Genomic DNA, 12,701 nt, shown 5'->3' on the forward strand with positions numbered 1-12,701 from the left:
GTGCCATAGCTGGGGCTGACACACCGCTATCGCAGCATAGGTATCTACACAACTTTTAGAGGCATCCCATTTCTCCTGTGGCGAGCAGGCTTGTCCTGCGTTGGGCCGCGAAGCAGCCCCAGTAAAGGCACTGCAATTTTCCTGAAAGAACTCAGCGTCTGGGTTTGGGGCCGCTTCGCAGCCCAACGCAGGGCAAGCCTGCTCGCCACAACAGCCTAACCGGTTGTGTAGATACCTATGGCCATCGCAGGCAAGCCAGCTCCCACACTTTGACCGCATGCAGCCATCCTGTTGCGAGGAGCTAAGGCAACACCGTCCAGATCGCGAACCCGGCATACCACAGCACCGCAGCCCGCAGCAGCAGTTCCCACAGACGATCCAGGCTGTTGATGCCATCGGCCCCCACCACCGGTGGTGGAATTTCAGCCGCCACCAAGCCAACTTTTTCCATCAGTTGCGCAGCGCTGATGTCCCAGCTCAACAGCTCATGCAGCATCACCCGGCTGACCGCGACAAAGTTACCCACCAGGGCAAAGCTGGCCGCCAACAGACGCACCGGCAGCCAATCAAATGCGTGACGCAATTGCCCGGCGCGTTCGGCGACCAGCGGGTTCTGGCTGTTCTCGCTGGCCAATGCCAACAGGCGATAAGCCAGGGCCGCGACCGGGCCAAGCAGGAAATACCAGAAAATCACCGCAAAAAAGCTTTGGTAGGCCTGCCACAGCAAATGGCCTTGAACCCGCTCCAGCAGTTGCTCGCCACTGTCGGCGGCCACCTTCAGGTCGCGCTCGGCAACGTGCTCGGCAGCTTGCAGGTCACCGCGCCGCCAGGCGTCGCGAAACGGCCCAAGCTCGCCCAGCAGATCGCCGCGCCCCAGGCTGTAGATCACCACCAGCAAATGCACCGGCAACGCCAACAGACCATAAGCCACGGGCTCCAACACCAACAGCAACAACCCCAGCAAGGCCACCGGCAACAACACCAGCAGTACCAGGATCAGCCAAGGCTGCTTGCCCATGCGCGGGCTCGTTTCCAGCTTGGCCAGTTCGCGCAGCCATCCGCCGTCACGTTGCAACCGCCGACGCAGGGCCGAGAACTTCTCGATCCACACCGCCAGCACCAACACCAGGAAACTCATCGTGCGTGTCCTCCATCCTGCAGGGCGCTGCGAAAGCGCGTCCAATCAAAAGCCGGGCCTGGATCGGTCTTGCGTCCCGGTGCGATATCACTGTGACCACAAATACGCTGCTGGGTAATGCCTGGGTAGGCCGACAACAGTTGCCGGGCCAGGTCGATCAGCGACACATATTGCGCATCGGTGAACGGTAGCTCGTCCGTGCCTTCCAGTTCGATCCCGAGGGAAAAGTCATTGCACACTTCACGCCCCTCGAAACTGGACACCCCGGCATGCCAGGCACGCTCCAGGCACGACACAAATTGTGTCACCAAGCCGTCGCGTTCAATCAGAAAATGCGCAGACACCCGTAGGCTGGCAATGCTTTCAAAGTAGGGATGCTCCGTGACGTCCAGGCGATTCTGGAAAAACTCCTGCACTTTGCCAGTAGCAAACTGCCCCGGTGGCAGGCTGATGTTATGCACCACCAATAGTGAGATCTCGCCGGCGGGGCGCTCGTTGAAGTTGGGCGACGGGCAATGACGGATGCCCTGGCACCAACCGCTGGTGGGGTCCAACTGCATACGGGTTCCTTGAATGAGACGAGGTGTTACCAGTATGCCGCGTTCAGCCCTGCGGTTGCGATCACTTGCCGCGATTGAGTTGGCGCAGCGTGCCAATCACCGACGTCAGCGCGCGGTCGAACAGCAGCCCCTCATCAAGGCTGCGCAGCGCGCCCTGCTTGAGGGCCATGGCCAATTGGCCGGCACTTTTCTCGAGGGCTTTGAGCCCGGTGCGGCTGACAAAAATATAGCGGTTGGCCGGCGCCATGATGGCCTTCAGCTTGCAACGCAGCCGGCTGCCGTCCTCCTGCTGGAACTCAAACCAGTGACCAATGTGCAACTGCTGGACCTTGAGCAACTCCGGATCATCACTGGGCAGACTCGGGATGGCGTCAGGCACCTCGCTACTGAGCGAAAACGGCTCACGCACCTCGATCAGCGTGTCCAGGCGCTCGCCTTCGAACGACTGCAGGTGCATGGCCTGCAAACGTAGAAAAAATTCGCGGGTGCTGAAGGGGTCGAACGCAGCACTGGTCAACCCATCACGCAAGGCTTTGAGCAGGCCGGGCAGCTGCTCAAGCAAGTGCCGGCCGGCCTCGGTGTCTTTTTGCAGGCTGACGCTCCAGATCAATTCGTCCATGGTGCGCACGGCCGCCTGCCATTGCACTGACTGCTCGCCCTGCTTGAGGCTGGCCAGCAACAGCACCTGGCTCCAGGCCTGCTGGATAAACTGCACCACGGACTGCGGCAACACTCGGCCCACCAACCGTCGATTGAGCACCTCGGCCACCCGCTGACGCGCGGCGTCTTTGCGCACCCGGCCTTCTTCGGCCTCACAGGTGTGCTGTTCGAGCAACTCGCTGCGGTGGCGCTCGTCGGCAGTAGAGGCACTGAACTGCGCCAGCACCTGGGGGAAAATCGCCAGGTCTTCAACGAACTCATTCAACAGCCGTTGCACCACCTGCTCAGTGCGCAGGTACAGGCTGTCACGCTGATAATCATCGCGCGGGCTCCATGTCATGGCGGCGCTGGCGATTTCATTGAGCAGACGTCGCGCCGGGTGGCTGGCGCGGCTGAAAAAACTCTTGTCCAGCACCGCCACTTTCAACAACGGAATCTGCAAGCGTGCGATCAAGGCCTTGAATACGTCAGGCACGCAGTGGTCAGTGAGGATGAACTCGAACAACAGCGCGACCAGGTTGATCACATCCTCATCGGCGTCTTCCACCACACGGGACTTGCCGCTCTTGACGCTCACGCGAGTCAGCAACTGCTCAAGCTGGTTACGCAGGTCGAAGTCGTCTTCGGCCTCGGGCTCCGGCACATATTGCTGCAGGTGGGAGAGCAGGCGCAGCAAATCGCGGGTGGCGATGGGCTGGGGTTCGGCGCTGGCTTCCAGGGTGGGCGCGACGCTGCCACGCACGGCAGCGAGCAACTTCTGCAACGCGGCGAAGGCTTGCTGGCCGTTTTCATCCATGGGCTGATCAACGGCCTGCACACTGCCTTCGCGCTGCTGCTCGCGAGCTTCACGCCCACCTGGGCGGCGTGACGGCACAGCCTTGAGCTGCGGCAAAACGCCAGTGGCAACCAGCAGTTGGTTGGCCTCGGCGTACAGTTGGTCGGCGTCACTGAGCACATACTTTTCGAACAGCTTGAGCATGATCAGCTTGACGCGAATCTCCACCCCCAGGCTCCGCCCCGCACGCAGGAAGAACTCGCACAGCAGTGCCGGGCCAAGCGGGTTATCGCGCTCATCCAGGGGGTTGCCGAGCAACGCGCCCAGGCGCGCGGTTAATTGCCCCAGCGCCAGGCCATCGCGATGGCGCACCCGGCCGAGCATGGCCTCCAGCGCGACGGCTTTTTCCAGCTCATCACTGGACGTACCCGGCGCCGCCTCATAGGACACCATCGGCACCAGGTGAAACTCACCGCGCTCGGCCTGGCCCAGGTCGATAAATGCGGCGAACAATTGCTCCATGAACACGCGCTCGAAATTCTTGCGTTTGAGGCGCAGGTCACGCATGGCTTCAAAGAAAATATGGTGGTCGACGTTGCTGCGGGCCTTGTCGGCCATTTCAAACAAGGTGTCGTCAGCGTTATCGAACAGCTCCTGCAAACCTTGCTGCAACTGCTGTGCAGCCTTGTCGCGAACCTGCAGCAACACCACCGGCAGGCGCGCGAGCGGCGATGGCGTGGCCTGTGCCCGATTGATGGGCACCACCTTTCCGTCAATGTGCATCCTGGCCTCCTGAAACGGCGGTGATGAGTTGGGGAAAAATCGGCTACAGGCCCCATCGGGCTGCAAACACCGGTTATCTCCAAGGACGTCAAAGCTATGACGCCAATCGCAAGGCGCGAGATTATCTTGCAAATGGGGGCTGTTGCGCCAGTGAACTCTGCCAATGCGCTGTAAATGAGTGGCGAGTATGGGTTCGGCGGCGCGCTGCCCCTATAATCGAGGCACTTTGTTTGTGGAGCCTGTTATGCCGAATCTCCGTCTTGCCGACCTCACCGCCGAAATCGAAGCCAACGTGCGCCGCGCACTGCTGGAAGACATCGGCAGCGGCGACATCACTGCGCAACTGATCCCGGCCGAACGGCTGGCCAAGGCCACCATCATTACCCGCGACGCAGCCGTTATCGCCGGCACCGCCTGGGTGGACGCGGTGTTCCGCCAGCTCGACCCACGGGTTGCGGTGCATTGGCAGGTGGCCGACGGTGAGCGTGTGAGCCCCAATCAAGTGCTGTTCCACCTTGAAGGCCCGGCACGCTCACTGCTGAGCGGCGAAAGGTGTGCGCTGAATTTTCTGCAGATGTTGTCAGGCGTCGCCACGCGCGCGCAGTACTTGGCGGACTTTGTCGCCAGCACTCAGGTCAAGTTGCTGGACACCCGCAAAACCCTGCCGGGCCTGCGCCTGGCGCAGAAGTACGCCGTGACTTGCGGCGGTTGCCACAACCATCGCATCGGGTTGTATGACGCGTTCCTGATCAAGGAAAACCATATCGCCGCCTGTGGCGGGATTGCCGAGGCGATTACCGCCGCCCACAAGATCGCGCCGGGCAAGCCAGTGGAAATCGAAGTGGAAAGCCTGGAGGAGCTGCGTGAAGCACTGGCGGCGGGCGCCGATATCATCATGCTCGACGAATTGAGCCTGGATGACATGCGTGAGGCCGTGCGCCTGAATGCCGGCAAGGCCAAGCTGGAAGCCAGCGGCGGGATCAATGAAACCACCTTGCTGCCTATCGCGCAGACCGGGGTGGATTACATTTCCATCGGTGCGATGACCAAGGATGTGAAGGCGGTGGATTTGTCGATGCGCCTGAGCACCTGAGCAAGCAACATCCGAGCAAAAGGAGCGAGGTTGCTCGCTCCTTCAATTTCGCGCTCAGATCGCGAGATTATTCATCCCGCAATACTCGTTCCAGTCAACGCCCAGTACCTCGGCGGCCTCCTTGTGCAAGGCCAGGCGCGCCGCTTCGAACTCTTGCGGCGTCGAGGTGTACTTGAGGGTCAGTTCCCATGGCTGCAGGCCCTGGGCCTCGGCCTCATCCTCGAAGGCCCACTGGATCTGGTCCTTTTGATCATCGGCGCTCAGGTCCTTGATCTCGTCGAGCAGTTCCGGCGATTCCGCGACGTATTTTTTGAGGGCTGCTTCGTGCCGCTGTTCCTGGGTCATTTCTTGTGTGGTCATGTTGTTCTCTTAGATCATGGAATGGGGATGCATCTGGGTCATCAAGGTTGCGCAGATACAAAAAAGTGGGCACGAATGCCGCCTCGTCTGGCCTTCAGAACCATTCTGGGATCATCTGAAAACGTTGCCTTTGAAACAGTGTCGCCGTTGAAACAGTGTTGCCTTGTGCCCGAGACAGGAGTCGAACCTGCGACCTTCGCGTTACGAGTGCGCTGCTCTACCAACTGAGCTACACGGGCGGTGGGCTAAAGCTAGCACCGCATTGGGCAGGCAGCAACAAACTCGCTGACCGCCCGGCAGGCATTACGCCCCGTCGGCGCCGCAACCCTTGGCGGCGTACTGCGCCTCGACCGTGGTGGCACAGGCCCAACCCTGGGTGGCGCTGCGCGTCAAGGTGATGGTCTTGCCCAGTACCGGCGCAGGTGCATCGAGGATTTCGCAGGTAATGGAACCGACGCCCGTGGCCACATCGCCGGTTACGGTGATCGTGCAGTTGGCAGTCGGGCTGGTGCCACCAATCAAAGGCAAGGTCGGCACAGTGCCCTGGTTAAGGGTGTCTTCAAAACCGGCCTTCAACGCCGCAATTTCAGCCAGCCCCGCCGTGAACTTGGCCTTGGCCTGGTGCTTGGTGTACATGGGCAGACCGATGGTGGCCAAAATGCCGATGATTGCCACGACGATCAACAACTCGATCAAGGTAAAGCCTTTCTGACGCATCACATTCACTCTCCAGAATAAAAACCTTATCAAGGCGCGTCCTGCGCCCCGCAGTGTGCAGCGGCGCCAGTGTACTCATCCGTGAGCGCCCAATTGTGGGTAAGACGCACATTCTGACATTTTATCGTGCGCCCACGAGCGGTCCGAATCCGTCATCTGACTAAGCTATAAATCTACGACGACCTGTGTGCGGACCTGTGCCATGAATGACGCTTCAACGATCTACGCCTGGGAAGGCACCAACCGCAAAGGCCGCCGGGTGTCCGGGCAAGCCACCGGGCATAACCTGGCACTGATCAAGGCACAGCTGCGCCAGCAGGGGATTTACCCCGGGCGCGTGCGCAAAAAGGCTTCGCACCGGCCATATTTTGCCGCGCCGATAAAACCCGCCGACATCGCGCTGTTCACGCGCCAATTGGCGACCCTGTTAAAGGCAGGCATTGCGCTGCTGCAGGCGTTCGACATCATCTGCGAAGGCTTCGAAAACCGGCAGATGCGCGCGTTGATAAAAGGCTTGAAGCAGGAGATTGCCGCCGGTAGTAGCCTGGCAGCAGCGCTGCGCAAACAGCCGCGTCACTTTGATGACTTGTATTGCAACCTGATTGCCGCAGGCGAACAGGCAGGCGCCCTGGAAACATTGCTCGAACGGGTGGCGATTCACCTGGAAAAAAGCCAGCAGCTCAAGGCGCGAATCAAAAAAGCCATGACCTACCCTATCGCCGTAATCGTCGTCGCCTGCCTGGTCAGCGCAGTTTTGCTTATTCACGTGGTGCCGCAGTTCCAGAACCTCTTCGCCGGGGTAAACGGCCAACTGCCGGGCTTTACCTTGCTGGTGATTGCGCTGTCCAACTTCCTGCAGCACGCCTGGTGGATGCTTGCCTTGGGGCTGGGTATGGCAATAACTGCGCTGCGCCATGCCTATCGGGCTTACCCGGGGTTTCGTGACGGGCTGGATGCCGCTTTGTTGAACGCGCCCCTGGCTGGCACACTGCTGAGGCGCTCAGCCATCGCCCGCTACGCCCGTACACTTTCAACCACCTTTGCCGCGGGCGTGCCATTGGTGCAGGCTCTGGACTCCGTGGCAGGCGCGGCAGGTAATGGGTTGTTCACAAAGGCGATCGAACATATGCGGCACGATGTATCCACAGGTGTGCCGTTGAACCAGTCCATGGCCCACAGCGGGCTGTTCCCCGGCATGGCCATCCAGATGACGGCCATCGGTGAAGAGTCGGGCACCCTGGACCTCATGCTGGAAAAAGTCGCCAACCACTATGAAGCCGATGTGGAGAACCTGGTCGATAACCTCACCAGCCTGATGGAGCCACTGATCATGGTGGTGTTGGGGGGCATTGTCGGCGCGTTGGTGATTGCGATGTATCTGCCGGTGTTCCAGTTGGGGTCGGCGTTTTGAGCCTGCTGCTGGGTGAACAACCCTGGGTCTTTGTCGGGATGGCGTTGGTGCTCGGCCTGATCGTCGGCAGCTTTCTCAACGTGCTGGTGTGGCGCCTGCCGAAGATGCTCGTGCGCGAATGGCGCGCCCAGGCCCAGGAAATACTCGGCCTGCCGGCCGACCCCGCCGGCCCTGTCTACAACCTGATGCATCCCAACTCGTGCTGTGCGCATTGCAGCCAGCCGATTCGCCCCTGGGAAAATATCCCGGTACTCAGCTACCTGCTACTCAAGGGGCGCTGCGCCCGCTGCCGCGAGTCTATCAGCGCGCGTTACCCCTTTACCGAACTGGCCTGTGCGCTGCTCTCGGCCATGGTCGCCTGGCATTTTGGCTTCGGCTGGCAAGCTGGCGCAGTGATGCTGCTGGGTTGGGGCCTGCTGGCGATGAGCCTGATCGACATCGATCATCAACTGCTGCCGGATGTGCTGGTGTTGCCACTGCTGTGGCTGGGGCTGGTCCTCAATAGCGGCGGCTTGTTGGCGACGCTGCCCGATGCGCTGTGGGGCGCAGTCATAGGCTATGTGTGCCTGTGGAGCGTGTTCTGGGTGTTCAAGGTTGTCACCGGCAAGGACGGCATGGGTTATGGCGATTTCAAGCTATTGGCCCTGCTCGGTGCCTGGGGTGGTTGGCAGATCCTGCCGATGACGCTGCTGATAGCGTCGCTGCTGGGCGTGTTCGCAGGCCTTGTCCTGATGCGTTTGCGCAAGTCCCAGGCATCGGTGCCGATGCCATTTGGCCCGTGCCTGGCAATTGCCGGCTGGATTGCATTGCTCTGGGGTGGTCAAATAACCGACTTCTATTTGCAGTCTGTCGGTTTCAGATGACCACTTGTGTCGCAACACCCTGGATTCTAGGCCTCACCGGCGGCATCGGCAGCGGTAAAAGCGCGGCCGCCCAGCACTTTATCGACCTGGGCATTGACCTGGTCGATGCCGACCATGCCGCACGCTGGGTGGTCGAACCCGGCCGGCCAGCACTCGCACGCATTGCCGAGCATTTTGGTGCAGGTGTGCTGCAGGCGGACGGCCAGTTGGACCGCGCCGCCCTGCGCAAGCTGATCTTTGAAGTTCCCGAAGAACGTCGCTGGCTGGAAGCCCTGCTGCACCCGTTGATTGGCGAAGAAATTCGCAGCCATCTGGCGCGTGCGCAATCGCCTTACGCGATCCTGGTCTCACCGCTGCTGATCGAGTCCGGCCAGTACAGCATGACCCAGCGCATCCTGGTGATCGACGTGCCGCAATCGCTGCAGATTCAGCGTACCCTGCAGCGCGACGGCATCAGCGAACAGCAGGTGCAGGCGATCCTCAAGGCTCAGTCCAGCCGTGAAGACCGTCTGAACCATGCCGATGACGTGCTGGTCAACGACAAGGACCTCGCCTGGCTGCACAGCGAGGTCGAGCGACTGCACCACTTTTACCTTACTTTGCGTGGAGGCCGATCATGAGCCAACCCTTGACCGTCGACTGCCCAACCTGCGGCGCACCCGTGGAATGGAAACCCGACAACCTCAACCGGCCGTTCTGCTCGGACCGCTGCAAGCTTATCGACCTTGGCGCCTGGGCCGCGGAAGAACACAAGATTCCGGTGAGCCCGGATGCCGAGGACGAGCTGTTCTCAGAAGACCTGCCGCCGCGCCACTAAGGCCGCATAAAGGCGTATTCCTGCTGGTCGTCGAGGTTTTCTGCAAGGTATTGCAGCTCGTCGGCCAGGTCTTCAAAACTGCGCACACCCTTGCTCTGCTGCACCACCGCACTGAGCATGGCGCGCAGGGTAAGGCCTGGGTCAAAACCGATTTCCTGCGCCGCATCCTGGCTTCTGCGCAACTCTTGCCGCGCCCATTCGTACACACTCATAGTCTGTGCCCCGCCCTGCTCAGTAAAATTTCGCAGAGCATGGGCCTGCGCGGCCGCCTGGGATTTGATCTGGATCAACGCCGCGAATCGTCATCCTTCCACGGCGCCGACAGGTAGCGCGTACGGTTGAAGGTCTCCAGCCATTCCGGGCAGAACACCACCAGGGCACTGATGACCATGCCGTTGATAAACGCCTCGGGGAAGATGATCAGCCACAGGTAACCGACGAAGTCTTCCAGCCACTCGGGCATGGCAAAACGGCCGTCAAACCACAACAACCCCAACGCCGCCAGCAGGCACAGCAGTGCCGACAGCGCTGCGGCGAAAAAGCCGGAACAGAAGATATACACAAAGGGGTTGCGCGGTTGCGCCCGCTCCACCAGCAGCGCGCAGGTCTCGGTGACCAGCACCGGCAAACCAATCAGCAGCAAACCATTGACCCCGACCGCCGCCAGGTCCTGGCGCCCCAGCAGCACCAAACCCAATTGCGCGGCCAACCCGCCGACGATAGCCAGGGGCCAATCCAGCAGCAGGGTCACGGCGGTCATGCCGATAAAGTGGTAAGACACACCGGTGTCGAAATCCCGCCGTACCAGCCAGAGCATAAACAGGGCAAACACGGTGCCGAACAGCAAATGCTGGCGCCGCCGGTCGGCAAACAACTCGACCCACGGTGCGCGCAGGATCGCCCACATGACCAATGGCGCGTAAAACAGCCAGCCAATGATGAGCGTTTGCGGCGCCAACACTGCAGCGCTGATCACGAGCGTAATGCCTTTGCAGAAAACCTCACCACACACCTCGTCCATGCAGTTGCTGTTGAATGAGCAGTCTACACCGGCGTTTCAAAGCAAGACTTCCTGCGGTCATCAATTGGACGCTAAGCTGCCAATATGGATGACTCAGATTATTTGCGCCTGCTCACCGTAGCGGCCGAACAAGCCAATGCGTTCCTGTCCAATGCCCGCAAATGGGAGCGTGAGCGTTGGGTCTGCCAGCGCCTGCTGCAAGGCTTGAACGTGCCTTACCGTGCCGAAGAGTTTCACCCCGCCGGCCAAGAGCCGCCGGACGTGTTGTTTCGCGACGCCAGTTTCGAAGTTTTTTTCGTATTGGATGAAGGCCGGCGCCTGAACGACGAATGGCGTGATGAGTTGCTGCGGCGGCGCAGTGCGTTTTCCTTGAGCCAGTTGGTGCGACGCGAAGCCAAGCCACGGCGCATTCCGGCCCATGAATTCCTGCTGCGCCTGGCGCCGACGTTGCGCAAAAAGGCACATAACTACAAAGAACGCGGCATAGACCTGGGCGAGTTGGACCTGATTGCCTTCACCAGCCTCAAGCGTGAAGTGCTGGACCTCAACAGCCATTTCCCACCGCCTACCGAATACCTGCGCCAAGGGTGGCGCTCGCTGTCGTTGGTAGGCCCGACCTTTGCGCGCGTACTGTTTGCCCACCCGGACGCACCGGACTTCTTGCGCAACAACCTGGGGCGCAGCATAGTATTCGACGTGGGCATCAGCCTGTGACGCCGGCACCGGCTACGCTTGTGGCGAACCCGCCAACCTTCTGGCTGTAACGTGGCGCCCTTTTGCAACGTCTACCTGACGAGGCCTTTATGACCAGCCGCCTGAACCCCGATGACCAACAGCATGTCGAAGAGTACCTGCAACTCTCCCAAAACCGAGTCGAGCGCAAGCCTTTCCGGCCGTGGCTGCTCCTAGGTGTTGTGCTGTTGGCGGTGATCGGGCTCGGCCTGCTGAGCCGCCTTTTGAGTTACCTGACGCTATGAGCTGCATCGCGCTCGCGAGGGTAACTGCTCCGATTTCTTTTAGCCTTGCGAGATATCCCCATGACCCATCGTATTATTATCGTCGGCGGCGGCGCCGGCGGCCTGGAGTTGGCTACCCGCCTGGGTAAGACTCTGGGCAAGCGCGGCACCGCCAGCATCACGCTGGTGGACGCCAACCTCACCCATATCTGGAAACCGCTGCTGCACGAAGTGGCCGCCGGTTCGCTGAACTCTTCGGAAGACGAGCTCAATTACGTCGCCCAGGCCAAATGGAACCACTTCGAGTTCCAACTGGGGCGCATGAGCGGGCTTGACCGTGAACAGAAAAAAATCCAGCTGGCCGCGACCCTCGATGAAGAAGGCCGTGAGCTGGTGCCTGCGCGCGTGCTGGGTTATGACAGCCTGGTGATCGCAGTCGGCAGCACCACCAACGATTTCGGCACCGAGGGCGCGGCGCAGCACTGTCTGTTCCTCGACACCCGCAAACAGGCCGAGCGCTTCCATCAACAATTGCTCAACCACTATCTGCGCGCCCATGCGGGCCAGACCGACGTGGAAGAGAACATCAGCGTCGCTATCGTCGGCGCTGGTGCGACGGGCGTCGAATTGGCCGCTGAACTGCACAACGCCGCCCATGAGCTGGCTGCCTATGGCCTGGACCGCATTAAACCGGAAAACATGCACATCACCCTGATCGAAGCCGGCCCACGGGTATTGCCCGCGCTGCCGGAGCGGATCGGCGGGCCTGTGCACAAAACCCTGGAGAAACTTGGGGTAACGGTACTGACCAACTCGGCGGTCAGCGAAGTGACCGCGGATGCGTTGATCACCAGCAGCGGCCAGGTCATTCCAGCGAGCCTCAAGGTCTGGGCTGCGGGTATCCGCGCACCGGCCTTCCTCAAGGATATTGACGGGCTGGAAACCAACCGCATCAATCAATTGCAGGTATTGCCGACGCTGCAAACCACCCGTGATGAAAACATCTTCGCCTTTGGCGACTGCGCCGCCTGCCCGCAACCGGGCACCGACCGCAATGTGCCGCCACGCGCCCAGGCCGCTCACCAGCAGGCTTCACTGTTGGCCAAGTCGCTGAAACTGCGGATCGAAGGCAAGGACCTGCCGTCCTACAAGTACACCGACTACGGTTCGCTGATCTCGCTGTCGCGTTTTTCGGCGGTGGGTAACTTGATGGGCAACCTGACGGGCAGCGTGATGCTCGAAGGCTGGCTGGCGCGGATGTTCTACGTGTCGCTGTACCGCATGCACCAGATGGCGCTGTACGGGTTCTTCCGCACGGCGATGTTGATGCTGGGCAGCAAGATTGGGCGCGGGACTGAGCCGCGGCTCAAGCTCCATTAACAACACAAACTAATGTGGGAGCTGGCTTGCCCGCGATGGCGATCGATCAGCACAAGATGCACAGGCTGATACACCGCTATCGCAGCGGTGCGACGATTCGACAAGCCAGCTCCCACATTTTTTGCGTAATATTTAAGATTTGCGCGCACAAAAAAAATCCCCGTATC

At 60.6% G+C, this 12,701-nt stretch carries 15 protein-coding genes and 1 tRNA gene; 8 read left to right on the forward strand and 8 right to left on the reverse strand.

Features of this window, described 5'->3' with window-relative positions:
* Positions 1 to 301 precede the first annotated feature (301 nt).
* The 3 genes from ampE to GIW28_RS05995 form a co-directional block, all read right to left on the reverse strand.
* Positions 302 to 1,138, reverse strand: coding sequence for a regulatory signaling modulator protein AmpE (gene ampE, locus GIW28_RS05985; RefSeq protein WP_065911640.1), 837 nt, complete (start codon positions 1,136 to 1,138; stop codon positions 302 to 304).
* Positions 1,135 to 1,698 (reverse strand): 1,6-anhydro-N-acetylmuramyl-L-alanine amidase AmpD, encoded by a 564-nt coding sequence (gene ampD / locus GIW28_RS05990; RefSeq protein WP_099550501.1) that lies wholly within the window; start codon positions 1,696 to 1,698, stop codon positions 1,135 to 1,137. The genes ampE and ampD overlap by 4 nt, the downstream gene beginning before the upstream one ends.
* Before the next feature lie 61 nt (positions 1,699 to 1,759).
* Positions 1,760 to 3,916, reverse strand: a complete 2,157-nt coding sequence (locus GIW28_RS05995) for a DUF1631 domain-containing protein (RefSeq protein WP_169986850.1) — start codon at positions 3,914 to 3,916, stop codon at positions 1,760 to 1,762.
* 244 nt (positions 3,917 to 4,160) lie between these two features.
* Here GIW28_RS05995 and nadC point away from each other — a divergent pair, with 244 nt between their 5' ends.
* Positions 4,161 to 5,009 carry a carboxylating nicotinate-nucleotide diphosphorylase gene (nadC, locus tag GIW28_RS06000; RefSeq protein ID WP_186618175.1) on the forward strand — a complete coding sequence of 283 codons (849 nt, stop codon included), beginning with the start codon at positions 4,161 to 4,163 and terminating at the stop codon, positions 5,007 to 5,009.
* 54 nt (positions 5,010 to 5,063) lie between these two features.
* Here the strand turns inward: nadC and GIW28_RS06005 are convergent, their stop codons facing one another.
* The 3 genes from GIW28_RS06005 to GIW28_RS06015 form a co-directional block, all read right to left on the reverse strand.
* A complete protein-coding gene (locus GIW28_RS06005; protein ID WP_017134512.1) occupies positions 5,064 to 5,369 on the reverse strand; it encodes a DUF6388 family protein in 306 nt (101 codons plus the stop codon).
* 166 nt (positions 5,370 to 5,535) lie between these two features.
* Positions 5,536 to 5,608, reverse strand: a tRNA-Thr gene (locus tag GIW28_RS06010).
* 64 nt (positions 5,609 to 5,672) lie between these two features.
* Positions 5,673 to 6,086 carry a pilin gene (locus tag GIW28_RS06015; protein WP_017134511.1) on the reverse strand — a complete coding sequence of 138 codons (414 nt, stop codon included), beginning with the start codon at positions 6,084 to 6,086 and terminating at the stop codon, positions 5,673 to 5,675.
* Between the two features lie 202 nt (positions 6,087 to 6,288).
* Between GIW28_RS06015 and GIW28_RS06020 the strand changes: the two genes are divergently transcribed.
* The 4 genes from GIW28_RS06020 to yacG are packed head-to-tail and all read left to right on the forward strand — an operon-like array spanning position 6,289 to position 9,177.
* Positions 6,289 to 7,497 carry a type II secretion system F family protein gene (locus GIW28_RS06020; RefSeq protein ID WP_236445838.1) on the forward strand — a complete coding sequence of 403 codons (1,209 nt, stop codon included), beginning with the start codon at positions 6,289 to 6,291 and terminating at the stop codon, positions 7,495 to 7,497.
* Positions 7,494 to 8,360, forward strand: a complete 867-nt coding sequence (locus GIW28_RS06025) for a prepilin peptidase (protein ID WP_272912866.1) — start codon at positions 7,494 to 7,496, stop codon at positions 8,358 to 8,360. The genes GIW28_RS06020 and GIW28_RS06025 overlap by 4 nt, the downstream gene beginning before the upstream one ends.
* The gene (gene coaE, locus GIW28_RS06030) at positions 8,357 to 8,980 is read left to right on the forward strand and encodes a dephospho-CoA kinase (RefSeq protein WP_017134508.1); all 624 of its coding nucleotides are present in this window, start codon (positions 8,357 to 8,359) and stop codon (positions 8,978 to 8,980) included. The genes GIW28_RS06025 and coaE overlap by 4 nt, the downstream gene beginning before the upstream one ends.
* Positions 8,977 to 9,177: a DNA gyrase inhibitor YacG gene (gene yacG / locus GIW28_RS06035; protein ID WP_017134507.1), complete on the forward strand. Its 201-nt coding sequence runs from the start codon at positions 8,977 to 8,979 to the stop codon at positions 9,175 to 9,177. The genes coaE and yacG overlap by 4 nt, the downstream gene beginning before the upstream one ends.
* On the opposite strand, the gene GIW28_RS06040 is transcribed toward yacG, so the two are convergent.
* Positions 9,174 to 9,389 carry a hypothetical protein gene (locus GIW28_RS06040; protein ID WP_003171680.1) on the reverse strand — a complete coding sequence of 72 codons (216 nt, stop codon included), beginning with the start codon at positions 9,387 to 9,389 and terminating at the stop codon, positions 9,174 to 9,176. The two genes, yacG and GIW28_RS06040, sit on opposite strands and share 4 nt — an antisense overlap.
* 74 nt (positions 9,390 to 9,463) lie before the next feature.
* Positions 9,464 to 10,153: an energy-coupling factor ABC transporter permease gene (locus tag GIW28_RS06045; protein WP_236445836.1), complete on the reverse strand. Its 690-nt coding sequence runs from the start codon at positions 10,151 to 10,153 to the stop codon at positions 9,464 to 9,466.
* Positions 10,154 to 10,282: 129 nt separating this feature from the next.
* On the opposite strand from GIW28_RS06045, the gene GIW28_RS06050 reads away from it, so the two are divergent.
* The 3 genes from GIW28_RS06050 (at position 10,283) to GIW28_RS06060 (ending at position 12,534) form a co-directional block, all read left to right on the forward strand.
* Positions 10,283 to 10,912 carry a DUF1780 domain-containing protein gene (locus GIW28_RS06050; protein ID WP_017134504.1) on the forward strand — a complete coding sequence of 210 codons (630 nt, stop codon included), beginning with the start codon at positions 10,283 to 10,285 and terminating at the stop codon, positions 10,910 to 10,912.
* Between the two features lie 89 nt (positions 10,913 to 11,001).
* Positions 11,002 to 11,175 (forward strand): DUF3094 family protein, encoded by a 174-nt coding sequence (locus GIW28_RS06055; RefSeq protein WP_236445834.1) that lies wholly within the window; start codon positions 11,002 to 11,004, stop codon positions 11,173 to 11,175.
* A gap of 60 nt (positions 11,176 to 11,235) precedes the next feature.
* Positions 11,236 to 12,534: an NAD(P)/FAD-dependent oxidoreductase gene (locus GIW28_RS06060; protein WP_017134502.1), complete on the forward strand. Its 1,299-nt coding sequence runs from the start codon at positions 11,236 to 11,238 to the stop codon at positions 12,532 to 12,534.
* Positions 12,535 to 12,701 lie beyond the last annotated feature (167 nt).

This window comes from Pseudomonas sp. PA-5-4B (genome assembly GCF_021606215.1).
Lineage (GTDB): Bacteria > Pseudomonadota > Gammaproteobacteria > Pseudomonadales > Pseudomonadaceae > Aquipseudomonas > Aquipseudomonas edaphica.

Bases quoted from the DNA above. Each gene is read 5' to 3' on its own strand.
- ampE (WP_065911640.1), bottom strand. From the start codon at position 1,138: ATGAGTTTCCTGGTGTTGGTGCTGGCGGTGTGGATCGAGAAGTTCTCG.
- ampD (WP_099550501.1), bottom strand. From the start codon at position 1,698: ATGCAGTTGGACCCCACCAGCGGTTGGTGCCAGGGCATCCGTCATTGC.
- GIW28_RS05995 (WP_169986850.1), bottom strand. From the start codon at position 3,916: ATGCACATTGACGGAAAGGTGGTGCCCATCAATCGGGCACAGGCCACG.
- nadC (WP_186618175.1), top strand. From the start codon at position 4,161: ATGCCGAATCTCCGTCTTGCCGACCTCACCGCCGAAATCGAAGCCAAC.
- GIW28_RS06005 (WP_017134512.1), bottom strand. From the start codon at position 5,369: ATGACCACACAAGAAATGACCCAGGAACAGCGGCACGAAGCAGCCCTC.
- GIW28_RS06015 (WP_017134511.1), bottom strand. From the start codon at position 6,086: ATGCGTCAGAAAGGCTTTACCTTGATCGAGTTGTTGATCGTCGTGGCA.
- GIW28_RS06020 (WP_236445838.1), top strand. From the start codon at position 6,289: ATGAATGACGCTTCAACGATCTACGCCTGGGAAGGCACCAACCGCAAA.
- coaE (WP_017134508.1), top strand. From the start codon at position 8,357: ATGACCACTTGTGTCGCAACACCCTGGATTCTAGGCCTCACCGGCGGC.
- yacG (WP_017134507.1), top strand. From the start codon at position 8,977: ATGAGCCAACCCTTGACCGTCGACTGCCCAACCTGCGGCGCACCCGTG.
- GIW28_RS06040 (WP_003171680.1), bottom strand. From the start codon at position 9,389: ATGAGTGTGTACGAATGGGCGCGGCAAGAGTTGCGCAGAAGCCAGGAT.
- GIW28_RS06050 (WP_017134504.1), top strand. From the start codon at position 10,283: ATGGATGACTCAGATTATTTGCGCCTGCTCACCGTAGCGGCCGAACAA.
- GIW28_RS06055 (WP_236445834.1), top strand. From the start codon at position 11,002: ATGACCAGCCGCCTGAACCCCGATGACCAACAGCATGTCGAAGAGTAC.
- GIW28_RS06060 (WP_017134502.1), top strand. From the start codon at position 11,236: ATGACCCATCGTATTATTATCGTCGGCGGCGGCGCCGGCGGCCTGGAG.